The 25,063-nt window shown below is 70.1% G+C and carries 25 protein-coding genes; 19 read left to right on the plus strand and 6 right to left on the minus strand.

Annotated elements, in window-relative coordinates; translation table 11 throughout:
* Nucleotides 1–76: 76 nt before the first annotated feature.
* From treY to ASG69_RS14630, 4 genes are all read right to left on the minus strand, one after another.
* Nucleotides 77–2,425 (minus strand): malto-oligosyltrehalose synthase, encoded by a 2,349-nt coding sequence (treY, locus tag ASG69_RS14615; RefSeq protein WP_056447889.1) that lies wholly within the window; start codon nt 2,423–2,425, stop codon nt 77–79.
* 9 nt (nt 2,426–2,434) lie between these two features.
* Nucleotides 2,435–4,759 carry a glycogen debranching protein GlgX gene (gene glgX / locus ASG69_RS14620; protein ID WP_056447892.1) on the minus strand — a complete coding sequence of 775 codons (2,325 nt, stop codon included), beginning with the start codon at nt 4,757–4,759 and terminating at the stop codon, nt 2,435–2,437.
* Nucleotides 4,760–4,839: 80 nt separating this feature from the next.
* Nucleotides 4,840–5,769 carry an NAD(P)/FAD-dependent oxidoreductase gene (locus tag ASG69_RS14625; protein WP_056447895.1) on the minus strand — a complete coding sequence of 310 codons (930 nt, stop codon included), beginning with the start codon at nt 5,767–5,769 and terminating at the stop codon, nt 4,840–4,842.
* On the minus strand, nt 5,766–6,362 hold the full coding sequence (locus ASG69_RS14630) for a TetR/AcrR family transcriptional regulator C-terminal domain-containing protein (RefSeq protein ID WP_027506801.1): 597 nt from the start codon (nt 6,360–6,362) through the stop codon (nt 5,766–5,768). Before ASG69_RS14630 ends, ASG69_RS14625 begins: the two co-directional genes overlap by 4 nt.
* 66 nt (nt 6,363–6,428) lie before the next feature.
* Here ASG69_RS14630 and ASG69_RS14635 point away from each other — a divergent pair, with 66 nt between their 5' ends.
* A complete protein-coding gene (locus ASG69_RS14635; protein ID WP_051613593.1) occupies nt 6,429–7,004 on the plus strand; it encodes a DUF2567 domain-containing protein in 576 nt (191 codons plus the stop codon).
* 113 nt (nt 7,005–7,117) lie between these two features.
* Nucleotides 7,118–8,194 carry a GGDEF domain-containing protein gene (locus ASG69_RS14640; RefSeq protein WP_056447898.1) on the plus strand — a complete coding sequence of 359 codons (1,077 nt, stop codon included), beginning with the start codon at nt 7,118–7,120 and terminating at the stop codon, nt 8,192–8,194.
* Here the strand turns inward: ASG69_RS14640 and ASG69_RS14645 are convergent.
* The gene (locus tag ASG69_RS14645) at nt 8,187–8,942 is read right to left on the minus strand and encodes an NUDIX hydrolase (protein WP_082544651.1); all 756 of its coding nucleotides are present in this window, start codon (nt 8,940–8,942) and stop codon (nt 8,187–8,189) included. The genes ASG69_RS14640 and ASG69_RS14645 overlap by 8 nt on opposite strands.
* An 80-nt stretch (nt 8,943–9,022) precedes the next feature.
* Between ASG69_RS14645 and nadA the strand changes: the two genes are divergently transcribed.
* The 13 genes from nadA to hisI all read left to right on the plus strand — a co-directional run bounded on the left by nadA (nt 9,023) and on the right by hisI (nt 19,954).
* Nucleotides 9,023–10,060, plus strand: coding sequence for a quinolinate synthase NadA (gene nadA, locus ASG69_RS14650; RefSeq protein WP_056447901.1), 1,038 nt, complete (start codon nt 9,023–9,025; stop codon nt 10,058–10,060).
* Complete coding sequence (locus ASG69_RS14655; RefSeq protein ID WP_056447904.1) at nt 10,057–11,679, plus strand: L-aspartate oxidase; 1,623 nt, start codon at nt 10,057–10,059, stop codon at nt 11,677–11,679. Before nadA ends, ASG69_RS14655 begins: the two co-directional genes overlap by 4 nt.
* Nucleotides 11,676–12,545, plus strand: coding sequence for a carboxylating nicotinate-nucleotide diphosphorylase (gene nadC, locus ASG69_RS14660; protein ID WP_056447907.1), 870 nt, complete (start codon nt 11,676–11,678; stop codon nt 12,543–12,545). Before ASG69_RS14655 ends, nadC begins: the two co-directional genes overlap by 4 nt.
* Nucleotides 12,546–12,582: 37 nt before the next feature.
* Nucleotides 12,583–13,050, plus strand: a complete 468-nt coding sequence (locus tag ASG69_RS14665; protein WP_056447910.1) for an SRPBCC family protein — start codon at nt 12,583–12,585, stop codon at nt 13,048–13,050.
* 135 nt (nt 13,051–13,185) lie between these two features.
* Nucleotides 13,186–14,523 (plus strand): histidinol dehydrogenase, encoded by a 1,338-nt coding sequence (hisD, locus tag ASG69_RS14670; RefSeq protein WP_056447913.1) that lies wholly within the window; start codon nt 13,186–13,188, stop codon nt 14,521–14,523.
* Complete coding sequence (locus ASG69_RS14675) at nt 14,520–15,656, plus strand: histidinol-phosphate transaminase (RefSeq protein WP_056447916.1); 1,137 nt, start codon at nt 14,520–14,522, stop codon at nt 15,654–15,656. The genes hisD and ASG69_RS14675 overlap by 4 nt, the downstream gene beginning before the upstream one ends.
* A 33-nt stretch (nt 15,657–15,689) precedes the next feature.
* The gene (gene hisB, locus ASG69_RS14680; RefSeq protein ID WP_056448074.1) at nt 15,690–16,307 is read left to right on the plus strand and encodes an imidazoleglycerol-phosphate dehydratase HisB; all 618 of its coding nucleotides are present in this window, start codon (nt 15,690–15,692) and stop codon (nt 16,305–16,307) included.
* Nucleotides 16,304–16,942, plus strand: coding sequence for an imidazole glycerol phosphate synthase subunit HisH (gene hisH / locus ASG69_RS14685; protein WP_056447919.1), 639 nt, complete (start codon nt 16,304–16,306; stop codon nt 16,940–16,942). Before hisB ends, hisH begins: the two co-directional genes overlap by 4 nt.
* On the plus strand, nt 16,939–17,178 hold the full coding sequence (locus ASG69_RS14690; RefSeq protein WP_056447922.1) for a hypothetical protein: 240 nt from the start codon (nt 16,939–16,941) through the stop codon (nt 17,176–17,178). The genes hisH and ASG69_RS14690 overlap by 4 nt, the downstream gene beginning before the upstream one ends.
* Nucleotides 17,179–17,230: 52 nt before the next feature.
* Nucleotides 17,231–17,983: a bifunctional 1-(5-phosphoribosyl)-5-((5-phosphoribosylamino)methylideneamino)imidazole-4-carboxamide isomerase/phosphoribosylanthranilate isomerase PriA gene (priA, locus tag ASG69_RS14695; RefSeq protein WP_056448077.1), complete on the plus strand. Its 753-nt coding sequence runs from the start codon at nt 17,231–17,233 to the stop codon at nt 17,981–17,983.
* A complete protein-coding gene (locus ASG69_RS14700; protein WP_056447925.1) occupies nt 17,980–18,825 on the plus strand; it encodes an inositol monophosphatase family protein in 846 nt (281 codons plus the stop codon). Before priA ends, ASG69_RS14700 begins: the two co-directional genes overlap by 4 nt.
* Nucleotides 18,822–19,595: an imidazole glycerol phosphate synthase subunit HisF gene (gene hisF, locus ASG69_RS14705; RefSeq protein WP_027506789.1), complete on the plus strand. Its 774-nt coding sequence runs from the start codon at nt 18,822–18,824 to the stop codon at nt 19,593–19,595. Before ASG69_RS14700 ends, hisF begins: the two co-directional genes overlap by 4 nt.
* On the plus strand, nt 19,592–19,954 hold the full coding sequence (gene hisI / locus ASG69_RS14710; protein ID WP_056447928.1) for a phosphoribosyl-AMP cyclohydrolase: 363 nt from the start codon (nt 19,592–19,594) through the stop codon (nt 19,952–19,954). The genes hisF and hisI overlap by 4 nt, the downstream gene beginning before the upstream one ends.
* Before the next feature lie 10 nt (nt 19,955–19,964).
* Here hisI and ASG69_RS14715 read toward each other — a convergent pair whose 3' ends face one another.
* Nucleotides 19,965–20,471 carry a MarR family winged helix-turn-helix transcriptional regulator gene (locus tag ASG69_RS14715; RefSeq protein WP_056448080.1) on the minus strand — a complete coding sequence of 169 codons (507 nt, stop codon included), beginning with the start codon at nt 20,469–20,471 and terminating at the stop codon, nt 19,965–19,967.
* A gap of 140 nt (nt 20,472–20,611) precedes the next feature.
* Here ASG69_RS14715 and ASG69_RS14720 point away from each other — a divergent pair, with 140 nt between their 5' ends.
* From ASG69_RS14720 to trpB, 4 genes are all read left to right on the plus strand, one after another.
* On the plus strand, nt 20,612–22,153 hold the full coding sequence (locus tag ASG69_RS14720) for an anthranilate synthase component I (RefSeq protein ID WP_235578963.1): 1,542 nt from the start codon (nt 20,612–20,614) through the stop codon (nt 22,151–22,153).
* Nucleotides 22,150–22,809: a TIGR02234 family membrane protein gene (locus ASG69_RS14725; protein ID WP_056447934.1), complete on the plus strand. Its 660-nt coding sequence runs from the start codon at nt 22,150–22,152 to the stop codon at nt 22,807–22,809. Before ASG69_RS14720 ends, ASG69_RS14725 begins: the two co-directional genes overlap by 4 nt.
* Before the next feature lie 114 nt (nt 22,810–22,923).
* Nucleotides 22,924–23,733 carry an indole-3-glycerol phosphate synthase TrpC gene (gene trpC / locus ASG69_RS14730; RefSeq protein ID WP_027506784.1) on the plus strand — a complete coding sequence of 270 codons (810 nt, stop codon included), beginning with the start codon at nt 22,924–22,926 and terminating at the stop codon, nt 23,731–23,733.
* 55 nt (nt 23,734–23,788) lie between these two features.
* A complete protein-coding gene (gene trpB / locus ASG69_RS14735) occupies nt 23,789–25,048 on the plus strand; it encodes a tryptophan synthase subunit beta (protein ID WP_027506783.1) in 1,260 nt (419 codons plus the stop codon).
* Nucleotides 25,049–25,063: the final 15 nt, after the last annotated feature.

A 25,063-nucleotide genomic window follows, 5' to 3' on the forward strand; every position in this document is an offset into this window, starting at 1 on the left:
GGCCCGACTTCCGGTCACGCACGCAGCCCCGAGGAGGGGTGGTCTGCGCGCGTGACCGGTTCACCTCGAGATCAGGTCACCGTCGGACGAGGAGCGCGACCGGGAGCGCGGAGAGCAGTGAGGACACGGTGACCGTTCCGCTGAACGACCCACCATTCACGAGGTCGGTCCACTCACCGTCCGGCAACGCCAGCGAGGTGTCACCCCATCCGGCCTCGCCGAGGCGCATCGACCACCGCGTGGCGACGGCGACGACGTCGGCGTCACCGTCGGCGGGTCCACGACCGAACGCCACGACGTGGTCGGCGGCGGCGCCGGTCGCGAACACCGGAACGTAGGACCCGCCCACGAAGCTGTCCGGACGGTCGCGGCGCAGCCGTGCGGCACACCGGGTCACGTGGAACTTTGCGGCGCCGCTCGCGTCGAGCGCCGGCGTCCCGTCGATGTCCAGGAGAGCCTTGCGGGCGTCGTAGTCCACGTCCCGGCGGTTGTCGGGGTCGACGAGAGAGTCCTCCCACAGCTCCGTGCCCTGGTAGATGTCCGGGATGCCGGGACCCGCCAGGTGGAGGAGCTTCTGTCCGAGCGAATCGCTCCATGCGTGCGGAGCGATCTGCTGGACGAACGTCGTGAGCGAGGGAGCCACCGCTCCGTCGACGATGCCGTCGATCCACGTGCGGACGGCAGACTCGAAGTCCTCGTCCACGTCGTTCCAGCCGGTGTACGAGCCCGCCTCGCGGATGGCCTTCTCGGCGTAGGCGTGCAGTCGCTCGCGGTACTCGTCCGTGACCACGCCGTCGGTCGGCCAGGTGCCGACGATGTTCTGCCACAAGAAGAGTCCGGTGGACCCGTTGGGCGACGGAGCCTGCTCCTCCCAGTCGCTCAGGCACGCGCGCCACAGGTCGGGCACCTGAGACAGCACGCCGATGCGCGCCCGGACGTCCTCGCCGCGCTTGGTGTCGTGTGTCGAGAGGGTCGTCATCGCGGCAGGCCACAGCCGGGCCCGCTCGGACAGGCGGAGGTGGAACTCCGGCACCGACCGACCGAAGCGGGACGGGTCACCGCCGACCTCCTGGAGCGAGACCAGCCGCGACGTGCGGTAGAACATGCAGTCCTCGACGCTCTTCGCCATCACGGCGCCCGCGACCTGCTGCAGACGTCCCGACGCCTCGCCGCGTGCGGCCACGGCGGCCGCGACGACATCGAGGGCGGGAACCAGTTCGGGGCGATCCGCGGCGACGTCGCCGAGCAGGCGGGGCAGCATGCCGGCCAGCGGCGCGTAGTCGGAGCGGTACACCGGCATGCGGGCGACGATCTCGGTCACGGCCTCGCGGGCGAGGTCGGCGTCGAACGACGTTCCGGTGTCGCGGGCGATCGCCGCGACCAGGCGCCGCACCTCGGGAGCGAGCTGTGTGCTCGCCGTGTCGGCCTTGATGGTCCGCTCGGCCTCGTGCACCCAGTGTGCGTCCCCCGCGTGGCCGGTGACGTCCGCCGACAGTCGCGTCAGCGGCTCCTCGCCCGACGGGTCGAGGAACACCCCACCGAGATCGGCGAGAGCGTCGTACCCGGTGGTTCCGTCGACGGGAAGGGTGACGTCGAGCGGCTCCTCGGCGGTGAGGATCTTCTCGACGACGAGCCACGAGTCGGGTCCGACGACGCCCCGCAAGCGAGCGAGATACTCGGCCGGTGCGGTGAGCCCGTCCGGATGGTCGACGCGCACACCGTCGACGAGACCGTCGCGGAACCAGCTGCCGACCTCGGCGTGCGTCGCGTCGAAGACCGCGGGGTCCTCCTGACGGAGACCGGCCAGGTCGCTGACGGAGAAGAACCGGCGGTACCCGATGCGCCCGGAGCGCCATCCGACCAGTTCGTAGGACTGCTTGTCGTGCAGTGCTTTCGCGTCGTCCCCGCCGTCGTCGGTCGCAGGGTCCACCGGGAAGCGGTTCTCGTAGTAGGCCAGCGTGGCCTCGTCTCCCGACCGGTCGACCGAGAGTTCGTTCACGTCGGCATCGTCGCCCAGCACGGGGAGCGCGATGCGCTCCGCACCGGCCCAGTCGATGTCGAACCACGAGGCGTACTGCGATGCGCGTCCGTGTCTCAGCACGTCCCACCAGAACGGGTTCTCCCGCGCCGTGGCCACACCGAGGTGGTTGGGCACGATGTCGACCACGACGCCCAGGCCGTGGGACCGGCACTCGGCGACGAGGTCCTCGAGAGCGGCTCGACCACCGAGTGCCTCGGAGACGGTGCGCGGATCGGTGACGTCGTACCCGTGGGTGGAGCCCTCGGCCGCCGTCAGGATCGGCGACAGATAGACGTGGGAGACACCGAGTTCGGCGAGATAGGGAACCAGCGACGCGGCATCGCGGAGAGTGAAGCGATCACCCCGTAGCTGGAATCGATAGGTCGAGGTGATCGCGTGGCTCATGTCGTTTCCTTACCCCGTTTTCCGTAGCACCAACAGTGACCGTGCTTGCACCTCGACAGCGGTGCCGGCGACGATGACTCGATCGTCGGCTCCGGTGGCCGAGGCGGTGTCGAGCGCGACGGTCCACTCGTCGGCGTACTTGCCGTCCAGTGTGGTGAAGTCGATCGGCTCGTGATGGGCGTTGAAGCACAGGTAGAACGTGTCGTCGACGACCCGGTTGCCCCGGTTGTCGGGCTCGGGGATGTTCTCGCCGTTGAGGAACACCGCCAGCGACTTGCCGAAGCCGCTGTCCCAGTCCTCCTCGGTCATCTCCTCGCCGGTCGGGGTGAGCCACGCGATGTCGCGCGTCTGCTCCGCCTTGCGGATCGGCCGGCCCTCGAAGAAGCGTCGTCGACGGAACACCGGGTGGTCGTTGCGGAGTGCGATCACGCGGGACGTGAACTCGACCAGATCGGCGTTCGTCTCCGCCAGCGACCAGTCCATCCAGGCCAGTTCGGAGTCCTGGCAGTAGACGTTGTTGTTGCCCTGCTGGGTCCGGCCCATCTCGTCGCCGTGCGCGAGCATCGGCGTGCCCTGGCTGAGCATGAGCGTCGCCAGCATGTTGCGGATCTGACGGGCGCGCAGCGACAGCACCTCGGGGTCGTCCGTCGGCCCCTCGACACCGCAGTTCCATGACCGGTTGTGGCTCTCGCCGTCGTTGTTGTCCTCGCCGTTGGCCTCGTTGTGCTTGTCGTTGTAGGACACCAGATCGTGCATCGTGAAGCCGTCGTGCGCGATGACGAAGTTGATGCTCGCACCGGGGCGGCGACCCGTCGCCTCGTAGAGGTCGGAGGATCCGGTGAGCCGCGACGCGAACTCGCCGAGTGTCGCCGGCTCACCGCGCCAGTAGTCGCGGACGGTGTCGCGGTACATGCCGTTCCACTCGGTCCAGAGACCGGGGAAGTTGCCGACCTGGTAGCCGCCCTCACCGACGTCCCACGGCTCGGCGATCAGCTTGACCTGGCTCACCACCGGGTCCTGCTGGACCAGGTCGAAGAACGCGCTCAGCTTGTCCACGTCGTGCAGTTCGCGGGCCAGGGTCGATGCGAGGTCGAAGCGGAAGCCGTCGACGTGCATCTCGGTGACCCAGTAGCGCAGGGAGTCCATGATCAGCTGCAGGGTGTGCGGGTGACGGACGTTCAGGCTGTTACCCGTGCCCGTGTAGTCCATGTAGAAATACGGGTCGTCGTCGACCAACCGGTAGTACGCGGCGTTGTCGATGCCGCGGAACGCGATGGTCGGACCCATGTGGTTGCCCTCGGCGGTGTGGTTGTAGACCACGTCGAGGATCACCTCGATGCCGGCTTCGTGGAACGAGCGCACCATCGTCTTGAACTCCGACACGGCCGAACCGGCCATGGGGGAGGACGCGTACTCGTTGTGCGGGGCCATGAAACCGAACGAGTTGTAGCCCCAGTAGTTGCGAAGTCCCTTGTCCACCAGTGTCTGATCCTGCATGAACTGATGCACCGGCATCAGTTCGATGGCGGTGACGCCGAGCTTCTCCAGGTGGCTGATCACGGCCGGATGGCCGAGACCGGCGTACGTACCGCGCAGATCCTCCGGGATGTCCGGGTGGGTCATCGTCATGCCCTTGACGTGGGCCTCGTAGATGACGGTCTCGTTGTAGGGGCGACGCGGCGAGCGGTCGTTCTGCCAGTCGAAGAACGGGTTGACGACGACCGTCGTCATCGTGTGCCCCAGCGAGTCGTGCTGGGGGAAGTGGTTCTCGGACTCGGACTCGGGCTCGGGCTCTGGATCAGGCTCGGGTGCAACGGTTCTGGCAGTCGCGACGTTGGCGCGGGTCGCGTCGACGGTGCGCGATGCGGTGGCCGATCCCGCGGGGCCGGCGACGTGCGCCTCGCCGGGATGCACGGCGTCGTCGTTCTCCTGCGCTGCGGGCACGGGACGTTCGGGGATGTCGATGTCGTAACTGAAGAGCGAGCGGTCACCGTCGAACGATCCGACGAACGCCTTGCCGTAGGGGTCGAGCAGCAGCTTGCTCGCGTCGCACCGCTGTCCCGCTCCGGGATTCCACGGGCCGTGCACGCGGTAGCCGTACCGCTGGCCGGGCTGGACCTGGGGGATGTAGGCGTGCCAGACGTACCCGTCGACCTCTTCGAGGCGGACGCGGGTCTCGTGACCGTCGGCGTCGATGAGGCAGAGATCGACGGCCTCGGCGACCTCGGAGAAGAGCGCGAAATTGGTTCCGGCGCCGTCGTAGGTGGCGCCCAGGGGATACGCGCTGCCGGGCCATACCTGGATCGATGGTTCGTGTGCATGGTCGACGGACATGCTCGGAACCCTATCCCGGCAGCGGCGAAGGACACCTGTCGGCGAGGTCCGTCGCAGGCCGGAGCGTCGGCCGCCCGGGCTCAGCCCAGTCGTGCGATCAGCGCGTGCCCGAGGTCGGTGCCCGATCGCCAGGCGCTCTCGACGCGGGGCGAGCCCTCCGGGCACCACTGATCCCCGGCGAAGCCGACCAGACGGTCTCCGTGCGAGACGATGTCGTGGCTCGCGTCGTGCTGGGAGGCGGGCTTGGCGAAGGTCCAGCGGTGGGCGTGCGTCCAGATCGGAGTGCCGATGCCCGTGAGCGCGGCGACGGCGTCGACGACGGCGGGGATCGCACCGGCGGGGTCGTCGAGGTGTCGCCGGGCGCGCTGCGCGGACGTGTGGGCGACCAGCACCGCGGCTCCGTCGCCCCGGCGTGCGCCGTCGCGCGCGAGGAACTCGACGTCCGCGTCGTCGGACACGAAGGCGGCGTCGGGGAAGGGGAGTCCGGCGGCGTCGTCGTCGGTGAGCCCGAGGACCACCGCGACGACGGGGTCGTAGTCGACGGCGTCGGGCACGGTCACCAGCCGGGACGCCTGCGGGTCGGGCATGGCCAGGACCACATGCCCGTCGGGCAACGCCCGAGCCTCGGTGGCGTCGACAGGGATGCCGGACAGCAGGTCCTTGACCAGAGATCGCAGGCCCGCCGGCGTTCCCCACCGCGTGGGTCCCGATTTCTGTTCCGGCTCCGCCCCGGCCCGCACCACCGTGAAGGTGTCGGTCCACTCGTGCACGAGACCGCGAGAGGCCCAGTCGGACACGACGTCCCGGAACCCGTCGTCGCGGACGGTGAAGTAGCCGGCGCCCACATCGACTCGGCGTCCGTGCAACTCGGGGGACGACATTCGACCGCCGACGGCGCGGCCCCGGTCACGCAGCACGAACGGGACACCGGCGTCGCGGAGCACGCGAACGCACGCGGCACCGGCGATACCGGCTCCGAGGACGGTGACGGGAGAGGTCGAGGAGGTCACTCGTTCAGCGTACGGACGCGGCTCCGAACGCCGTCGACGAAGAGTTCGAGGCCGAAATCGAACCGAGCGGTGGCATCTCGATCGAGGTCACCGTCGTCGGGGTGTCGATCCGCGGCCAGCGCACCCGCGGACTCCATCTGCAGCCGGGACTGTTCGTCGCTCGTCGCACCGAGCACGTAGTAGAGCAGGGCGTCCGCGGCGTGTCCGGCGTCCTCCGGGGTCAGCCCGGTGGCGCGGAGATCGTCGACGACCGTGGTCCGCACGGGGTGCGTCACCGTGCGGGCGGACAGGCTGGAGGCGACCACCTCGGCGCCGTCCCGGTGAGCCAGGAGAGCGTCCCGAAGTCCGTGAGCGCGGCCGCGCACGGCGTCCAGCACATCGGAGGTGACGTCAGCGGGCACGGCGTCGAGGCGGCTCAGGATGCGATCGGACACCGCGCCGAGCAGCGCCTGCTTGTTCGCGACGTGCCAGTACAGCGCGCCGGGCGCCACACCGAGCGAGCCGGCCAATCGGCGCATCGTGAGGTCGGCGAGACCGTAGTCGTCGAGAATGGTCAGTGCGCCGTCGACGACGTCGTCTCTGCGCAACTGCATTCCGCACCTCTCCCGACTCGTGTCGCGGGCCCGTCGGCCACGCAGTGACAGCCTAGGCTGGCCGACGTGAGTGATGTCGACACGACGGGGTTCGCCTCGACCGCACCCGGGATCGGCGATGCGGGTCGGCCGTCGCGCGGCGCGTTCACCCGGCGTTCGATCCGGATCGTGCTCGCGACCGTGGTGGTCGGTGCCGTCCTCGGGATCCTGTGGGCTCTGCTCGCGCCCGTGGAGCACGTCGCTGCCGTTGGTGACGGCCGCGCGATCGTGTTGACCGGCGAGAGCGATCATCGCTTCGACGCACTCGCTCTGTTCCTCTGCGTGACCGCCGCGGCCGGGGTGCTGACCACGGTCGCCGTCTGGGCTCGCGTGGCCGAGCGAGGGCCGCGTCTGGTCCTCGACATCGTGGTGGCGTCGGCGCTGGCGTCCGCCGCGGCGATCGGTGCCGGCCTCGCCGTGGGCGCGGTGCGGTATCCGAGTGCCGACGGCGCCCTTCGCGGCGATGTCGTCGCACTCGCCCCCGGTGTCTCGACGTGGCTGGCTCTGCTCGCGCAACCTCTGGCTGCGGCGGTCACGCTCGTTCTCGTCACGGCGCTGTCGCCGTCGGACGATCTGGGTCGGGACGAGTCCCCCGAGGAGTGATCCGTTCGGGTCTCGGACGCCGGGTTCGTCTGCTTGAATGAGCGCTCTCAGGGCGGCCCACGACGGGCCGCGGGCGGGGGCCGACCTCTTCGAACGGCGAGGGTCTCCAGGACGTGGCGAACACCATTCGGCGGTGGTTGACCAGACCCGTCGATTACGCGTGGACCGTCCACTACTTCGAGACGAACACCGCGCTCGGCTCGACCCGCGTCCTCATCGGTCTGTCCTGCCTCCTGTTCTCCGTCCTGTACGTCGTCGCCGGACTCGCCCCGCCGACCGCGCCGACGGGAGCAGCACTGACGATCGTGCTCGTGAACGCGGTGGCGACCGCCGGCGTCGGGCTCGCGTGGATCCGCGGACCGTGGCCCTCACGGAGGATGTCGACGGCCTTCGTCGTGTACGCGGACGTCGGACTCTCCGTGGTGCTTCTCTCGCTGTCCGACCCGCTCGCCGTGCTGCCCTGCACGATCCTGTTCGGCGTCGCGAGCAGTTACGTGGCGACGTTCCACACGCCGCGGGTGTTCGCCGTCCACCATTCCCTCACCGTGGTGGTCTGCGTCGGGTTGTTCGTCCGAGCGATCGGCTCCGAGTCCGTGCTCGGAGCGGCGCGCACCTCGCTCGCCGTCACCTACGGATTGCTCATCGTGATGGTTCTCTTCCTCGCACCGATCTCCATCTACCGCCTGCAGTTCCTGCAACGCGGCGACGTCACCGCCGCGTACGTGGATCCGCTGACCGGCCTGCGCAACCGGCGGGGACTCACCGTCGCGGCGGGCGAACTGCTCGGCACCCGGAACGGTCTCGTCGCGGTGGTCATCGACATCGACCGCTTCAAGTCGATCAACGACCGCTTCGGACACCACCACGGTGACCTCGTCATCCGTCGGACGGCGGACACCATCGACGAGATGTTCCCGTCTCCGTCGATCACGGCCCGCACCGGCGGGGAGGAATTCGCCGTCGTGACCGCGCTGCCGATGGACGAGGTGCTCGACCGGGCGCGGCGGCTGCGCAGCGCCTACACGGCGCGGTCGGACCACGAGTCGAGTCTGAGCATCGGGGTCGCTCGCGAGGAGCGGGTCGTCACCTCGCACGACGTGGAGGTGCTCCTCATCTGTGCCGATCGAGCGATGTATTCCGCCAAGGCGGACGGCGGCGATGCCGTCAACGGCTACGGCACTCTCACGTAGGTGGTCGGAGCGCGGCGAACTCGTCGGTCACACGTAGTGCGCTGTCCCGGAAGCGGTACAGCGCGGCGGGACGTCCTCCGGACGGGCCCGGGGGAGCGGTGTGGCCGGTGGACTCGATGACGCCCCGCCGGGTGAGCACCCGTTGGAGATTGGTGGTGTCGACCTGGTAACCCAATGCGGCGCAATAGATGTCACGCAAGGTCGACAGGCTGAACTCGACGGGCGCGAGCGCGAAGGCGATGTTGGTGTACGACAGTTTGGCCGCCAGTCTCGCGCGGGCGTGCGCCACCATCGTGCCGTGATCGAAGGCGGTCTCGGGGAGCGTCGCGACCGGGTGCCACGCAGTGTCGACGGGAAGTCGCGGGTCGCCGACGATGGGGACCAGACCGAGGAACGTCGAGGCGATGCGGCGATCGCCGGGGACCCGCCCGGGATCGGAGAAGACGGACAGCTGCTCGAGGTGGCGTACCTCGCGCACGTCGACCTTCTCCGCCAGCTGACGTCGCGCGGAGTCGGTCAGGTTCTCGTCGCCCCGGAGGAGCCCGCCGGGGAGTGACCAGGTTCCGCGTGCCGGGGCGAGTGCGCGCTGCCACAGCAGCACGCACAGTTCGGCAGGCTCGCGGGGCTGCAGCTCGCGCACCTGGAAGACGACGGACAGCACTTCGTGCACCGGTCGGGTGGCCGGATCGGGGGCACTTCCGGTCGGTCCGTAGGCGGCGGTGCTACGATGAATCACGTTTTCGATCATAAGTCGAAAACCCCGTCGGGTCCATTCCGGCGGATCGGCACCGGCGCACGCGAGCGCTGGACGCACGCGAGGAGCACGACATGGCGATCACCACCACGCGATTCGGCGGGAACTCCGCGGTCTTCGACGGACCGACGGGCTACGCCGGCGTCGATGCCGGCCCGGAGTGGGCCGAGGAGATCCTGCGCCTGGCAGAGGCGAAGAACGCGACGATCCTGGCACACAACTATCAGCTGCCCGCCATCCAGGACATCGCCCACCACGTCGGCGACTCGCTCGCGCTCTCGCGCATCGCCGCCGAGGCGCAGGAGGAGACCATCGTCTTCTGCGGCGTGCACTTCATGGCCGAGACGGCCAAGATCCTCGCGCCGTCCAAGACGGTCCTCATTCCCGACGAGCGGGCGGGCTGCTCTCTCGCCGACTCCATCGACGCGGCCCAGCTGCGTGAGTGGAAGGCCGAGCACCCGGACGCCGTCGTCGTGTCGTACGTGAACACGACCGCCGAGGTGAAGGGACTGACGGACATCTGCTGCACCTCGTCCAACGCGGTCGAGGTCGTGCAGTCCATCGACCCGGACCGCGAGGTGCTCTTCCTGCCGGACCAGTTCCTCGGGGCCCACGTCCGTCGGCAGACCGGTCGCACCAACATGCACATCTGGGCCGGTGAGTGCCACGTCCACGCCGGCATCAACGGCGACGAGCTCACCGCACGGTCGCAGGCGTACCCCGAGGCCGAGCTCTACGTCCACCCCGAGTGCGGGTGCGCGACGTCCGCGCTCTACCTCGCCGGCGAGGGATTCGTGCCCGAGGACCGCGTCAAGATCCTCTCGACCGGCGGCATGCTCGACGCGGCGCGCACCACGGGTGCGAAGCAGGTTCTCGTCGCCACCGAGATCGGCATGCTGCACCAGCTGCGCAAGGCGGCGCCCGGTGTCGACTTCCAGGCCGTGAACGACCGCGCGTCCTGCCCGTACATGAAGATGATCACCCCCGCGGCGCTGCTCCGGTGCCTCACGGAGGGCAAGGACGAGGTGCACGTCGACGTCGCGACGGCCGAACGCGCACGCGCGTCCGTCGAGCGGATGATCGCCATCGGCTCGCCCGGCGGCGGCGAGTGACCACTGCGGCCACTCCGGGCGAAAGTGTCGCTGCCGCTCCGGGCTGGGAGGCCGCGGCCGATCTCGTCGTGGTCGGCGGGGGAGTCGCCGGTCTCGCCGCGGCGATCGAGGCGACCCGGTCCGGGCTGAGCGTGCTGGTGCTGAGCAAGGACGCGGCGGGTACGGCGACGCAGTACGCCCAGGGCGGCATGGCCGTCGCGATCGGCGAGGACGTCGAGGCTCACGTGCGCGACACGATCGTCGCGGGCGCCGGTCTGTGCGACGAGGCCGCGGTGCGCTCGATCGTCGGGGCCGGCGCCGACGCGCTGAGTGTGCTCACCGGCATCGGTGCTCGGTTCGACAGCGGCGCGGACGGCTCCATGGCCCGCACTCGTGAGGGCGGCCACTCGGTCGGCCGCATCGTGCACGCGGGCGGCGACGCCACGGGGCGCGAGATCCAGCGCGCTCTGTCGTCCGCGGCGCCCGCGACGGTGAACGGCGCGACCGTGCTCGACGTCCTGGTCGGCGACCGCGGTGTGGCGGGCGTGCTCGTATCGCTCTCGCCGGACGATCTCCACGCGAACCTCGGCGTGGTGCACGCACCCGCCGTGCTGATCGCCACCGGTGGCACCGGAATGCTGTACTCGGCCAGCACGAACCCGTCCGGCGCCACGGCCGACGGCCTCGCTCTCGCACTGCGGGCGGGCGCGGACGTGGCGGACGTCGAGTTCGTGCAGTTCCACCCGACCGTGCTGTTCCGCCCCGGCGGCCGCGGGCGGCTCCCGTTGGTCAGCGAGGCGGTCCGCGGTGAGGGCGCGCGTCTCGTCGACGCCGACGGCCGCTCGATCATGGCGGGCGTGCACCCGCTGGGTGATCTCGCTCCCCGCGACGTCGTGTCCCGGGCGATCGCCGCTCGGCTGGCCGAGAGCGGCGCCGATCACGTCTTTCTCGACGCGCGGTCCGTGCCCGACATGGCCCTGCGTTTTCCCACCGTCACCGAGGCCTGCCTCGCTCAGGACGTGGACCCGACGGAGCAGCCGATCCCGGTGGCCCCTGCAGCGCACTATGCATGCGGCGGTGTCGTCACAGACGAGTACGGCCGCACCTGCGTCGCCGGGCTCCACGCCGCGGGCGAGGTGGCCCGCACAGGACTGCACGGAGCGAACCGTCTCGCGTCGAACTCGCTGCTCGAGGGCGTGGTGCTGGGGACCCGAGTGGCTCGCAGCGCCCAAGACCGGGTGTCCGTCCGCTCCCTGACGTCCGGCGATCCGTCTGCGCGACACCGGGCGCCCCGGCTCGACAGGGACGTCCTCCAGTCCGCGATGACCCGTCACGTCGGCGTCGTCCGCGACGACACAGGTCTGCGCGAGGCAGCGGCGATCGTGGGAGCCGCTGTCCCGCGCGAGCTCACGTCGACCCACGACGTCGAGGACGCCGCACTGACACTGCTGGCGTCCGCGACCGCCTCGGCAGCTCTCGCCCGCACCGAGACGCGGGGTGCGCACACCCGCGCCGATCACCCCCGGTCCGACGACGCACAGCGCCGCAGCACCGTCTTCCGGCTGGCCGACGACGGCAGCCTCGCGATCGTGCGGAATGCCCGCAGCGCCGACCAGGTCGGCCCGATAGGAGTCTCATGACCACACCCGCCGCTGCTCTCGACCCCGTCGATCGAGACGAGATCCTCCTCGTCGTGCGCCGCGCGCTGGAGGAGGACCTCCGATACGGGCCCGATGTGACGAGCCTCGCCACGGTGCCCGAGGGCGCGCGCACCCGCGCCGCGGTCGTCTCGCGGGCACACGGCGTCGTGGCGGGCCTCGACGCCGCGCTGGCGGTGCTCGACGAGGTGATCGGCGACCACGTCGTGCTCTCCCGGATCGCCGACGGCACCCGGGTCGAGCCGGGTGACGTGGTGCTGTCGGTGGAGGCACCGACCAGGGCCCTGCTCACCGCGGAGCGGACGATGCTCAACATTCTCTGCCACCTGTCCGGCATCGCGACCGCGACCGCGGCGTGGGTCGACGCGGTGTCCGGCACGGGATGCGTCGTACGGGACAGTCGCAAGACCTTGCCCGGGCTACGTGCACTGCAGAAGTACGCCGTGCGTGCCGGCGGCGGGCAGAACCACCGCATGGGCCTCGGCGACGCGGCACTGATCAAGGACAACCACGTGGTCGCCGCGGGCTCGGTGGTGGCGGCTCTGCGCGCCGTCCGAGCCGCGGCGCCGGACATCGCGTGCGAGGTCGAGGTGGACACTCTCGAGCAGCTCGACGACGTGCTGGCCGAGGGCGTCGACCTGGTGCTGCTCGACAACTTCCCGCTGTGGCAGACGCAGATGGCGGTGCAACGTAGGGATCGAGCAGCTCCCGCGACGAAGCTCGAATCGTCCGGCGGGCTGTCCCTGGACTCGGCCGCCGAGTACGCGGGCACCGGTGTGGACTTCCTCGCGGTCGGCGCGCTCACCCACTCCGTGACGGTGCTCGACCTGGGGCTCGACTTCGAGTGACGTTTCGCGTGAGCGGGATCCGGGCACAGGACCGCACATGACATCTGTGAGCACTGTGGACCGCGGCGATCGCGTCATCGCCCGCCGCGTGACCGTGAACGCCCCTGCCGACGACCTCTTCGCTCAGGTGGCGGATCCGCACCGGCACGGCGAGCTGGACGGCTCCGGAACGGTGAAGGACACGGTGAAGGGTCCGACGACGCTCTCGCGCGGAGCGAAGTTCTCGGTGGGCATGAAGCAGTTCGGCGTGCCCTACCGCATCACCAGCACCGTCACGGAGTTCACCGATACCGGGGACACCAAGGTGATCGAGTGGCGGCACCCGCTGGGCCACAAGTGGCGCTGGGAGTTCGTCGCGGTGGGCCCCTCGTCCACAGAGGTGACGGAATCGTTCGTCTACGGAACGGCGAAGATCCCGAAGATGCTCGAGGTGACCAAGCAGACGGCACAGAACGCGAACGGCATCACGAAGACGCTGGAGAAGCTGGCAGCCCGCTACTCCTGAGACCATGGTGCGGGCAGGCCGGAGGCCGGTCGGTGGGACCAGGTGGATCGTCCCCCTCGGGGCGCCGGTCGGGGCTCGAGCGATAATCGACGTGCGCCGACCGGCGCGCCCTTGCTCGACCCGAGAGGATCACCCATGACTGCCCGCACCGAGTTGCGACGCGTGGATCTACGCGGCAGCTCTCCGTCCACCGCCGAGCTGCGCGCGGTTCTCCCACGGGGTGGAGTGGACGTGAACTCGGTGCTGCATCTGGTCACCCCGGTGGTCGAGGCGGTGCGTGAGCGCGGCGCCGACGCGGCGCTCGAGTACAGCGAGACGTTCGACCGCGTGCGTCCCGACTCCGTGCGAGTCCCGGCCGCCGAGCTCGAGAAGGCTCTGGACCAGCTCGATCCCGACGTGCGGGCGGCACTCGAGGTGTCCATCGAGCGTTCGCGCATCGTGCACGAGGATCAGCGTCGGTCCGAGACCGTGACCACCGTCGTCCCCGGTGGAACCGTCACCGAGAAGTGGGTCCCGGTCGAGCGAGTCGGACTATACGTACCGGGCGGCAACGCCGTGTACCCGTCGTCCGTCGTCATGAACGTCGTCCCCGCGCAGGTCGCCGGCGTCGGCAGCCTCGTCGTCGCCTCGCCGCCGCAGGCGGACTTCGGCGGCCTCCCGCACCCCACCATCCTGGCGGCGGCAGCGTTGCTCGGCGTGGACGAGGTCTGGGCGGTCGGCGGTGCCCAGGGCGTCGCACTGCTCACCTACGGCGGCGTGGACACCGACGGTGCGCCGCTCGAGCCCGTGGACATGATCACCGGCCCGGGCAACATCTACGTCACCGCGGCGAAGCGGTTGTGCCGTGGAGCGGTGGGCATCGACTCCGAGGCCGGGCCCACCGAGATCGCCATCCTGGCCGACGACACCGCCGACCCGGTGCACGTCGCCGCCGATCTGATCTCGCAGGCCGAACACGACGTGCTGGCGGCGAGCGTGCTCGTCACCACCTCGGTCGCCCTGGCGGACGCCGTCACGCGCGAGGTCGCCGAGCGCACGCTCACCACCAAGCACTCCGAACGCGTCGCGACGGCGCTGTCCGGTGAGCAGTCGGGCATCGTGCTGGTGGACACGGTGGACGACGGCATCCGCACGGTCGACGCCTACGCCGCGGAACACCTCGAGATCCAGACCGAGAACGCCTCCGAGGTGGCGGGCCGCATCCGCAGCGCCGGAGCGGTGTTCGTCGGACCGTGGTCGCCGGTGAGCCTCGGCGACTACTGCGCCGGGTCGAACCACGTCCTGCCGACGGCCGGATGCGCCCGTCACTCGTCCGGGTTGTCGGTGCAGACCTTCCTGCGCGGCATCCACATCGTCGACTACTCGCGCGACGCTCTCGACGGCGTCGCGAAGCACGTCGTCGCCCTCGCGAACGCGGAGGATCTGCCGGCGCACGGTGATGCCGTCCGCGTGCGGTTCGAGAGCCGATCGTGACGGCCGCGCCCGGCGCCGGGACCGCACTGTCGGACCTGCCGCTGCGCGACTCGCTCGTCGGGAAGTCTCCGTACGGTGCGCCGCAGCTCGAGGTGCCGGTGCAGCTCAACACCAACGAGAACCCGCACCCACCGTCGGCAGCGCTCGTGGAGGACGTCGCCCGCTCCGTGCGGGAGGCGGCAGCGTCGCTGCACCGCTATCCCGATCGGGACGCCGTCGCACTGCGCACGGATCTCGCCGCGTACGTGGCGGCCCGTACGGGGGTGCCCGTCACCGTCGACAACCTGTGGGCCGCGAACGGATCGAACGAGATCCTGCAGCAACTGCTGCAGGCGTTCGGGGGGCCGGGACGCACGGCGCTGGGATTCGTACCGTCGTACTCGATGCACCCCATCATCTCGGCGGGCACCCAGACCGAGTTCCTCGATCTGCATCGGCGTGACGACTTCTCGCTGGACGTCGACGCGGCCGTGGCCGCGATCGAGTCGATGACGCCGGACGTCGTGTTCGTCACCAGCCCCAACAACCCGACGGGACACAGTCTCTCGCTCGACGACCTCCGGCGTCTCGCTTCCGCGACCACCGGGATCCTCGTCGTCGACGAGGCGTACGGCGAGTTCTCGGCGGCGCCCAGCGCGGTCGACCTCATCGACGAGTTCCCCAGCCGAGTCGTCGTCAGCCGGACCATGAGCAAGGCCTTCGCGTTCGCGGGTGGGCGACTCGGGTACCTGGTGGCCGCTCCGGCCGTCGTGGACGCACTGCTGCTGGTGCGGCTGCCGTACCACCTGTCGGTGCTCACCCAGGCTGCCGCGCGCGCCGCCCTGCGCCACGCCGACGACACGCTGGCCTCGGTGGCCGAGCTGGCGGCCGAGCGTGATCGCGTCGTCGCCCGGCTCGCCGTCCTGGGCTACCGAGTGGTGCCCAGCAGCGCCAACTTCGTGCTGTTCGGCCTCTTCGACGACGCGCCCGCGGTGTGGTCGCGGTATCTCGATCAGGGCGTGCTCATCCGCGACGTCGGAATAGCGGGGCATCTCCGCGTCAGCATCGGCACCGAGGCCGAGAACGATCGGTTCCTCGACGTCAGCGCCGACCTGTCCGAGGACGTCGTCCACTCGTCCGCCCCCGCCACCTGAACCCCCAGCAGAGGATCTCCAGTGAGCAGCATCATGACCCCGAACCGCATCGCGCGCATCGAGCGGACCACCAAGGAGTCGTCCATCACGGTGGAGCTGAACCTCGACGGCACCGGCATCGTCGACGTGTCCACCGGTGTCCCGTTCTTCGACCACATGCTGACCGCGCTGGGAACGCACGCAAGTTTCGACCTGACTGTGCAAGCGAAGGGCGACATCGAGATCGAGGCGCATCACACGGTCGAGGACACCGCTATCGTGCTCGGCCAGGCGCTGGGCCAGGCACTCGGCGACAAGAAGGGAATTCGCCGTTTCGGTGACGCGTTCATTCCGATGGACGAGACGCTGGCACACGCCTCGGTCGACGTGTCCGGTCGGCCGTACTGCGTGCACACCGGGGAACCGGAGCACATGCTGCACGCCGTCATCGCAGGGTATCCGGGCGCGCCGTACTCGACGGTGATCAACCGCCACGTCTTCGAGTCCATCGCGTCCAACGCGCGTATCGCCCTGCACGTCCGGGTGCTGTACGGACGCGACCAGCACCACGTCACCGAGGCCGAGTTCAAGGCCGTCGCTCGCGCCCTCCGCGCGGCCGTCGAGCCCGATCCGCGGGTCACGGGAGTGCCGTCGACGAAGGGAAGCTTGTGACCAGCAAGTCTGTCGCGTTGCTGGATTACGGTTCGGGGAATCTGCACTCGGCGCAGCGCGCACTCGAACGTGTGGGTGCCGACGTCACGGTGACGTCCGATCACCGAGTCGCGCTGCAGGCCGACGGACTGGTCGTGCCCGGTGTCGGCGCGTTCGGCGCATGCATGGACGGTCTGCTGTCGGTGCGCGGCGACGAGCTCGTCGACAAGCGGCTCGCCGGGGGTCGCCCCGTGCTCGGCATCTGCGTCGGCATGCAGATCATGTTCGACCGCGGCGTCGAGTTCGACGTGCCCGCCACCGGCTGCGGCCAGTGGCCCGGCACCGTGGAGAAGCTGCAGGCCGAGGTGCTCCCGCACATGGGCTGGAACACGGTGCGCCCGGGCGAGGACTCGGTGCTGTTCGCGGGCATGGACCCCGACACGCGCTTCTACTTCGTGCACTCGTACGGCGTGCAGGACTGGGAGATGGCACCGAGCGAGTCGCTCGCCGCTCCGGTTCTCACGTGGGCCGATCACGGCGGCGAGTTCCTCGCGGCGGTGGAGAACGGCCCTCTCTCCGCGACACAGTTCCACCCGGAGAAGTCCGGCGACGCCGGCGCCACGCTGCTCGAGAACTGGCTCCGCACCCTCGGATGAGCGAGCCCCGCGAGTTCTCACTGGGTCGCCACACCGGGCTCGTCCTCGGTGCGGCGACCCTGATGCTCGCCGCGACCACCCTCGTCCTCTGGCTGCTGCAGCCGAGTGGTCCGGTGGGGCTGCTGGTGGTGGCCGTCGGACTCGTCGCCACGGGCGTCTGCGCGTCGCTGGTGGCGAAGGCGTCCGTTCGCCGATCCTTCGGCGAGGAGCCCGACGGGTCCGAGCTGTCCGACTGACGCGCCGCCCTGCCCGGTGTCGCCGCGGATCGTGCCGGTAACCTCGTCGAACGTGAGCCTGGTACTTCTCCCCGCAGTCGATGTCGCCGATGGTCAAGCTGTTCGTCTCGTGCAGGGAGAGGCAGGCAGCGAGACCGCCTACGGCTCTCCGCGCGACGCCGCGCTGGCCTGGCAGAACGACGGCGCCGAGTGGGTGCATCTGGTGGATCTGGACGCCGCCTTCGGTCGCGGTTCGAACCGCGACCTCCTCGCGAGCGTGGTGGGGGAACTCGACGTGAAGGTCGAGCTGTCCGGTGGCATCCGCGACGACGAGAGCCTGCGGGCAGCGCTCGCGACGGGCTGTGCGCGCGTCAACCTCGGCACCGCCGCACTCGAGGATCCGGAATGGTGCCGCCGCGCCATCGGTGAGTACGGCGATCGTGTCGCCGTGGGACTGGACGTGCGCATCGTCGACGGTGAGCACCGCCTGCGCGGACGCGGCTGGGTGAGTGACGGCGGCGATCTGTGGGAGGTGCTGGAGCGGCTCGACCGCGACGGGTGCTCGCGGTACGTGGTCACCGACGTCACGCGGGACGGCACCCTCACCGGCCCCAATCTCGAACTGCTCGAACAGGTCTGCGCTGTCACCGAGGCGCCGGTCATCGCGTCCGGCGGAGTGTCCACCGTCGAGGATCTGGTCGCCATCGCCACGCTGACCGACAAGGGCGTCGAGGGTTCCATCGTCGGCAAGGCCCTCTACGCCGGCCGCTTCACGCTGCCGGAGGCCCTCGCCGCCGTCGCGGACAGCGCACCGTCGGCGACATGACCGCCGTGGACCTGGACGCTCTCGCGGCCACCGCGCGCACCCTGCTCGACGGCACCCACGAGCGGTTCGTCGCGGGCGCCGGCGCGCCCAGCGCCGTGGCCAAGGGGCCGGACGACTTCGCCACCGCGGTCGACCTCGAGCTCGAACGTCGGCTGGTCGAGGAACTGCAGGAGCAGACCCAGATCCCCGTGCACGGCGAGGAGTTCGGCGGGCCACCCGTCGAGTCCGGCACCGTGTGGGTACTCGATCCGATCGACGGGACCTTCAACTACTCGTTCGGGCTGCCCACGGCGGGCACACTGCTGTCGCTGCTCGTCGACGGGCGCCCGGTCATCGGCCTGACGTGGCTTCCCCTGATCGGCCAACGCTTCTGGGCGGTGGAGGGCGGACCCGTGCATCGTGACGGGGAGGCGCTCCCCGCGCTGCCCATCTCCGCACTCGCCTCCTCCATCGTCGGATTCGGTGCGTTCAACATCGACAGCCGCGGCCGGTTGCCCGGCGCCTACCGGGTGCAGGTGCTCTCGGACATCAGCCGCGTCTCCTCACGGATCCGCATGCACGGGTCGACCGGGCTGGACCTCGCGTACACCGCGGCGGGAACACTCGGTGCGTCGATCGTGTTCGGTCACCATGCGTGGGACAACGCCGCGGGAGCGATGCTGGTCCGCGCCGGCGGCGGGATCGTCACCGATCTGGCGGGCGAGCCGTGGACGGTGACCTCGACGTCGGTGCTCGCCGCAGCCCCCGGCGTGCACGAGGAACTGCTGCAGGTGCTCGCCGGAGTCGGCGAGCCGTCCTCGTACACACCGACATCGCGCGCACGGGAAGGAGTCCGGAGATGAGTGTCGCCGTACGCGTCATCCCGTGCCTGGACGTCGACGCGGGCCGCGTCGTCAAGGGCGTCAACTTCGCCGATCTGCGCGACGCCGGTGATCCCGTCGAGCTCGCCGCGAAGTACGACGCCGAGGGTGCCGACGAGTTGACCTTCCTCGACGTCACCGCGTCGTCCGGTGGTCGCGCCACGATGCTCGACGTGGTGACCCGCACCGCGGAGCAGGTGTTCATTCCGCTCACCGTGGGCGGCGGTGTCCGCACCGTGCAGGACGTGGACACGCTCTTGCGAGCGGGCGCCGACAAGGTGTCCGTCAACACAGCAGCGCTCGCGCGACCGGAGTTGTTGCGCGAGTTGAGCTCTCGATTCGGATCGCAGTGCATCGTGCTGTCGGTCGACGCCCGGACGGTGCCCGAGGGCGAGGCGCCGACGGCGTCCGGTTGGGAGGTGACCACGCACGGCGGCCGCCGCGGTACCGGCGTCGACGCCGTGGAGTGGGCACACCGCGGGGCCGAACTCGGGGTGGGCGAGATCCTGCTCAACTCGATGGACGCGGACGGCACGAAGGCCGGCTTCGACATCGCCATGATCACCGCTGTCCGCGCGGCCGTCCGGGTCCCGGTCATCGCCAGTGGCGGCGCCGGCGCCGTCGAGCACTTCGCGCCTGCCGTGGCCGCGGGTGCCGATGCCGTTCTCGCGGCCAGCGTCTTCCACTTCGGCGAGATGACCATCGGCGACGTCAAGGGCGCTCTGCGCGCGGACGGTGTGGAGGTTCGATGAGCGCCCCCGTTCTCGATCCGGCGATCGCCGACCGTCTCAAGCGCACCGACGACGGACTGGTGTGCGCCGTCGCGCAGGAACGCGGCACCGGTGACGTGCTCATGGTCGCGTGGATGGACGACACTGCCCTGGCCATGACGCTCGCGACGCGCAAGGGCACGTACTGGTCGCGGTCACGGCAGGAGTACTGGGTCAAGGGCGAGTCGTCCGGACACGCACAGTACGTCCACGAGGTCCGCCTCGACTGCGACGGTGACACGATCCTGCTGACGGTCGATCAGACCGGCGGCGCGTGCCACACCGGTGATCACTCGTGCTTCGACGCCGACGTGTTGCTGAGCGAGCCCCCGACCGCGTGAGTACCGGCGGTCAGCCACCGCCGTCGCGGGCGATGCCGGCGTCGAGGTTGGTGACCATGACCTCGGCGAGCGCTCGCATCGTCTCGACCTGCTCGTCGTCCAGCCCGTCGAACACGAGTGACCGCACGGTGGAGACGTGGCCGGGAGCCGTGGCGACCACCTTCGCGTACCCCTCGTCCGTGAGAACGGCGTGGGAGCCGCGGCCGCCGCTGATGCTCTCCCGCCGGGCCCATCCGGCGCGCTCGAGCTTGGTCATCACGTGCGACAGCCGGGACAGCGACGCGTTGGCGAAGTCCGCGAGCTCGCGTAGGCGCAGCCGACGATCCGGAGCCTCGGACAGCGTCGCCAGCACGAAGTAGTCGAAGTGCGTCAGTCCGGAGTCACGCTGCAACTGAGTGTCCAGTGCGGCGGGCAACCGGGTCACGAAGGCGACCAGCACGCGCCAGGCGTCCTGCTGTGCCGGTGTGAGCCAGCGCATCTCGTCCGGCAGTGTCTCGGACGGCGGTGTCGCGGTCATCGGGTGCGCGTTCCTCTCCTCGTGCCGGATCACGACCGACCAGTTCGGTTTCCGACTCGTCGAGTGTCCCACCGCCCGTGCGACCCCCGCGTTCGGCACCTCCCGAACCCGGCGGGACGGCACCCGGGAAGATGACCCCCATGGATTCGCAGAAGGACCCGGCACCCGGAACCACCACCCGGGAGCAGTTCCGCCAACTGGCCGCCGTCCATCGCGTGGTCCCCGTCGTCCGCAAGGTCCTCGCGGACTCCGAGACTCCGCTGTCGGCGTACCGCAAGCTCGCCGGGGACCGGCCCGGCACGTTCCTGCTCGAATCCGCCGAGAACGGGCGGTCGTGGTCCCGGTGGTCGTTCATCGGTGCGGGCAGCCCCAGTGCGCTCACGGTCGTGGACGGCGAGGCCGCGTGGATGGGGGAGACGCCGGCGGGTGCCCCGTCGGGTGGCCATCCGCTGGACGCACTCGGAGCCACCATCGAGCTGCTCCGCTCCGAACGGTTGCCGGACCTGCCCCCGCTCACCGGCGGGATGGTGGGGTATCTCGGCTACGACGCGGTGCGCCACATCGAGCGACTGCCCGAACTCACCGAGGACGATCTGAAGATCCCCGAGATGGTGATGCTCCTCGCGACCGATCTGGCCGCGGTGGACCACCACGAGGGTGCGATCACCCTCATCGCCAACGCGGTGAACTGGAACGGCACCGACGAGCGGGTCGACGAGGCGTACGACGACGCGGTGGCACGGCTCGACCGCATGACCCTCGCACTGTCGTCCGCCGCGGAGTCCACGGTGGCGTCGTTCTCGCGACCCGAGCCGCAGTTCCGGCGCCAGCGGACCTCCGAGGGGTTCGGCGCCGACGTGCACCGCCTGGTCGAGGAGATCGAGGCGGGCGAGGCGTTCCAGGTGGTGCTGTCCCAGCGTTTCGAGATGGAGACCACCGCGACGCCGCTCGACGTCTATCGCATGCTCCGACGCTCCAATCCCAGCCCGTACATGTACCTGATGCACGTCCCCGGCGCGGACGGCGAGACCGCGTTCTCGATCGTCGGGTCGAGCCCCGAGTCCCTCGTGACGGTCGCCGACGGTGTCGCGACGACGCACCCGATCGCCGGGACCCGGTGGCGCGGCGCCACAGAGGAGGACGACCTCTTGCTCGAGAAGGACCTCCTCGTGGACGAGAAGGAGAACTCCGAGCACCTCATGCTGGTGGACCTCGGACGCAACGATCTCGGGCGGGTCTGCGAGCCGGGCACGGTCAAGGTCACCGAGTACCGCCACGTCGAGCGCTACAGCCACGTCATGCACCTGGTGTCGACGGTGACGGGTCGGCTCGACGAGGGCAGGCACGCACTCGACGCCGTCCGCGCCTGCTTCCCGGCGGGCACGCTGTCGGGCGCTCCCAAGGTGCGGGCGATGGAGCTCATCGAGGAACTCGAACCGACCCGCCGCGGCGTCTACGGCGGCATCGTCGGATACCTCGACTTCGACGGGGACGCCGACACGGCGATCTGCATCCGCTCCGCCCTCATCAAGAACGGCACCGCGTACGTCCAGGCGGGTGCCGGCGTGGTGGCCGACTCGGTCGCCGAGTACGAGGACACCGAGGCGCGCAACAAGGCGATGGCGGTGCTCAGCGCGGTGGCCGCAGCGGAGACGGTGACCACCGTCGGAGGCGCCGAGTGAAACGCGGGGGCGTCGGTCTCGCCGCGCTGCTCCTGGCTCTCGCGGCGCTGGCGCTGTGGGCGTCGTCGCGCATGACCTGGGTCCGGGTCGTCAGCTCGGACGGGCTGGGGGAGCAGCAGACGTCCTCGCTCGTCGGGGGTACGTGGGCCGCGGCGACCACGCCGTTGGCCATCGCGGCCATCGCTGCGGTGGCGGCTCTGTTCGCGATCCGCGGACGGTGGACGGTGCTGCTCGCGGTGCTCGTCGCGCTCGTCGGTGTCGGAGCCGCCGTTCCCGCGGTGCAGTTGATCGTCTCGGGCGTGGATCCGGAGCGCGCCGGCGCGCTGGCGGAACTCCCCGGTCGTGCCGAGGTCCTCTCCGCGGAGGCGAGCCGCGCGCCCGCCGCACTCGCGCTCCTGGGCGGTCTGCTCGCGCTGGCCGCCGCCGTCGTGGTCGCGCGCGCGTCCCGCTCCAAGGCCGGCCTGTCGGCTCGGTACGACAGTCCCGCGGTGCGCCGTGAGCGCGCCGAACAGGACGTTCGGTCTGCTGCAGTGGACGCCGACGAGGAACCGAGCGAGCGGGCCATCTGGGACGCACTGGACTCCGGCGCCGACCCGACCGTGACCGACGACGCCACCGGTGTCGACGACCGACCCCGCGGCGGTGAGACCCGCTAGTCGGTGGTGTTACTCCGGCCTCTACTCTGAGCGCACCGGATGAGCAGCGCCACACATCCACTGCGATGTCGAGCAGACATTCACCACTCTGGCGGAAGGACGCGGGGGACACCGATGACCGTTCTCGATTCGATCCTCGACGGTGTACGGGCCGACACGCAGGCCCGTGAATCCGTGGTGGACTTCGCCTCCGTCAAGAAGGCCGCCGCCGCCGCGCGGCCGGCCCTCGACGCCGCCGCCGCGCTCATCGAGCCGGGCATCGCCGTCATCGCAGAGGTCAAGCGCGCCAGCCCTTCCAAGGGTGCGCTGGCCGACATTCCGGACCCCGCCGTGCTCGCGGGTGCCTACGAGTCGGGCGGAGCGCGCGTCATCAGCGTGCTCACCGAGGAGCGCCGCTTCCGCGGATCGCTGGACGATCTCGACGCCGTGCGTCGCGCCGTCGAGATCCCCGTGCTGCGCAAGGACTTCATCGTCGGGCCGTACCAGATCCACGAGGCTCGCGCCCACGGCGCCGACATGATCCTGCTGATCGTCGCGGCTCTGGAGCAGGACGCCCTCGCGTCCCTGCTCGACCGCACCGAGTCGCTCGGCATGACCCCGCTGGTCGAGGTGCACACCGAGGAGGAAGCGGACCGCGCGCTCGAGGCCGGCGCCAAGGTCATCGGCGTCAACGCCCGCAACCTCAAGACGCTCGACGTCGACCCGGACACCTTCTCCCGCATCGCGCCCGGCCTGCCGTCGGACATAATCCGGGTCGCCGAGTCCGGCGTCCGCGGCACCGCCGATCTTCTGGCCTACGCCGGAGCGGGTGCCGACGCGGTTCTCGTCGGTGAGGGACTGGTCACCAGCGGCGACCCGCGGTCCGCGGTGCGTGACCTGGTCGCGGCCGGAACGCACCCCTCCTGCCCGAAGCCTGCGCGCTGATTTCAGGCTCCACCCGGCTCGTCGTCCCGGTGTGTCATCGGGCAGACTCGACACCGTGACTACCAGCTATCTTCCGAACTCGAGCGACGGCATCACCGATCGCACCGATCACGACCCCGACCTCGGCGGACACTTCGGTAAGTACGGCGGCCGCTACGTGCCCGAGGCGCTCATGGGCGTCATCGAGGAAGTCACCACCGAGTACGCCAAGGCGCGCGGAGATCGAGACTTCCTCGACGAGCTCGATCGTCTGCAGCGCGACTACACCGGTCGCCCGTCGCCGATCTTCGAGGCGGCGAATCTGTCGAAGCAGGCCGGTGGGGCCCGCATCTTCCTCAAGCGCGAGGACCTCAACCACACCGGTTCGCACAAGATCAACAACGTGCTGGGCCAGGTGCTGCTCGCCAAGCGGATGGGCAAGACCCGCGTCATCGCCGAGACGGGCGCGGGCCAGCACGGCGTCGCCACGGCCACGGCCTGTGCGCTGCTCGGCCTCGAGTGCCTCGTCTACATGGGCGAGGTGGACACCGAGCGTCAGGCCCTCAACGTCGCCCGGATGAAGCTCCTCGGTTCCGACGTCGTCGCGGTGACGTCCGGCTCGCGCACACTCAAGGACGCCATCAACGAGGCGCTGCGCGACTGGGTGACCAACGCGGACGAGACCTACTACTGCTTCGGCACCGTCGCCGGACCGCACCCGTTCCCCATGATGGTCCGCGATTTCCAGCGCATCATCGGCATGGAGGCACGCGCGCAGATGCTGCACGATCACGGCCGGCTTCCCGACGCCATCGCCGCGTGCGTCGGCGGCGGGTCGAACGCCATCGGCATCTTCCACGCCTTCATCGACGACGCGGACGTCCGGCTGATCGGGTACGAGGCAGCCGGCGACGGCATCGAGACGGGTCGCCACGCCGCGACCATCGGTGCGGGCTCGCCCGGCGCCCTCCACGGCGCCTTCTCGTACCTTCTGCAGGACGAGGACGGTCAGACCATCGACTCGCACTCCATCTCCGCCGGGCTCGACTACCCGGGCGTCGGACCGGAGCACTCGTACCTCAACGACATCGGGCGAGCCGAGTACCGACCCATCACCGACACGGAGGCCATGGAGGCCTTCACTCTGCTGTGCAAGACCGAGGGCATCATCCCGGCGATCGAGTCCGCGCACGCCATCGCGGGTGCCGTGAAGCTCGGCCGTGAACTCGGTGACGGCGCCATGATCCTGGTCAACCTCTCCGGTCGCGGAGACAAGGACGTCGACACCGCCGCGAAGTGGTTCGGCATCCTGGACGAGAAGGGCAACGTGACGTGAGCACCCCCACCCCCA

This window comes from Rhodococcus sp. Leaf225 (genome assembly GCF_001426145.1).
Taxonomy (GTDB): Bacteria; Actinomycetota; Actinomycetes; order Mycobacteriales; family Mycobacteriaceae; genus Rhodococcoides.

Bases quoted from the DNA above. Each gene is read 5' to 3' on its own strand.
- treY (WP_056447889.1), bottom strand. From the start codon at position 2,425: ATGAGCCACGCGATCACCTCGACCTATCGATTCCAGCTACGGGGTGAT.
- glgX (WP_056447892.1), bottom strand. From the start codon at position 4,759: ATGTCCGTCGACCATGCACACGAACCATCGATCCAGGTATGGCCCGGC.
- ASG69_RS14630 (WP_027506801.1), bottom strand. From the start codon at position 6,362: ATGCAGTTGCGCAGAGACGACGTCGTCGACGGCGCACTGACCATTCTC.
- ASG69_RS14645 (WP_082544651.1), bottom strand. From the start codon at position 8,942: ATGATCGAAAACGTGATTCATCGTAGCACCGCCGCCTACGGACCGACC.
- nadA (WP_056447901.1), top strand. From the start codon at position 9,023: ATGGCGATCACCACCACGCGATTCGGCGGGAACTCCGCGGTCTTCGAC.
- nadC (WP_056447907.1), top strand. From the start codon at position 11,676: ATGACCACACCCGCCGCTGCTCTCGACCCCGTCGATCGAGACGAGATC.
- ASG69_RS14665 (WP_056447910.1), top strand. From the start codon at position 12,583: ATGACATCTGTGAGCACTGTGGACCGCGGCGATCGCGTCATCGCCCGC.
- hisD (WP_056447913.1), top strand. From the start codon at position 13,186: ATGACTGCCCGCACCGAGTTGCGACGCGTGGATCTACGCGGCAGCTCT.
- hisB (WP_056448074.1), top strand. From the start codon at position 15,690: ATGACCCCGAACCGCATCGCGCGCATCGAGCGGACCACCAAGGAGTCG.
- ASG69_RS14690 (WP_056447922.1), top strand. From the start codon at position 16,939: ATGAGCGAGCCCCGCGAGTTCTCACTGGGTCGCCACACCGGGCTCGTC.
- ASG69_RS14700 (WP_056447925.1), top strand. From the start codon at position 17,980: ATGACCGCCGTGGACCTGGACGCTCTCGCGGCCACCGCGCGCACCCTG.
- hisF (WP_027506789.1), top strand. From the start codon at position 18,822: ATGAGTGTCGCCGTACGCGTCATCCCGTGCCTGGACGTCGACGCGGGC.
- hisI (WP_056447928.1), top strand. From the start codon at position 19,592: ATGAGCGCCCCCGTTCTCGATCCGGCGATCGCCGACCGTCTCAAGCGC.
- ASG69_RS14715 (WP_056448080.1), bottom strand. From the start codon at position 20,471: ATGACCGCGACACCGCCGTCCGAGACACTGCCGGACGAGATGCGCTGG.
- ASG69_RS14720 (WP_235578963.1), top strand. From the start codon at position 20,612: ATGGATTCGCAGAAGGACCCGGCACCCGGAACCACCACCCGGGAGCAG.
- trpC (WP_027506784.1), top strand. From the start codon at position 22,924: ATGACCGTTCTCGATTCGATCCTCGACGGTGTACGGGCCGACACGCAG.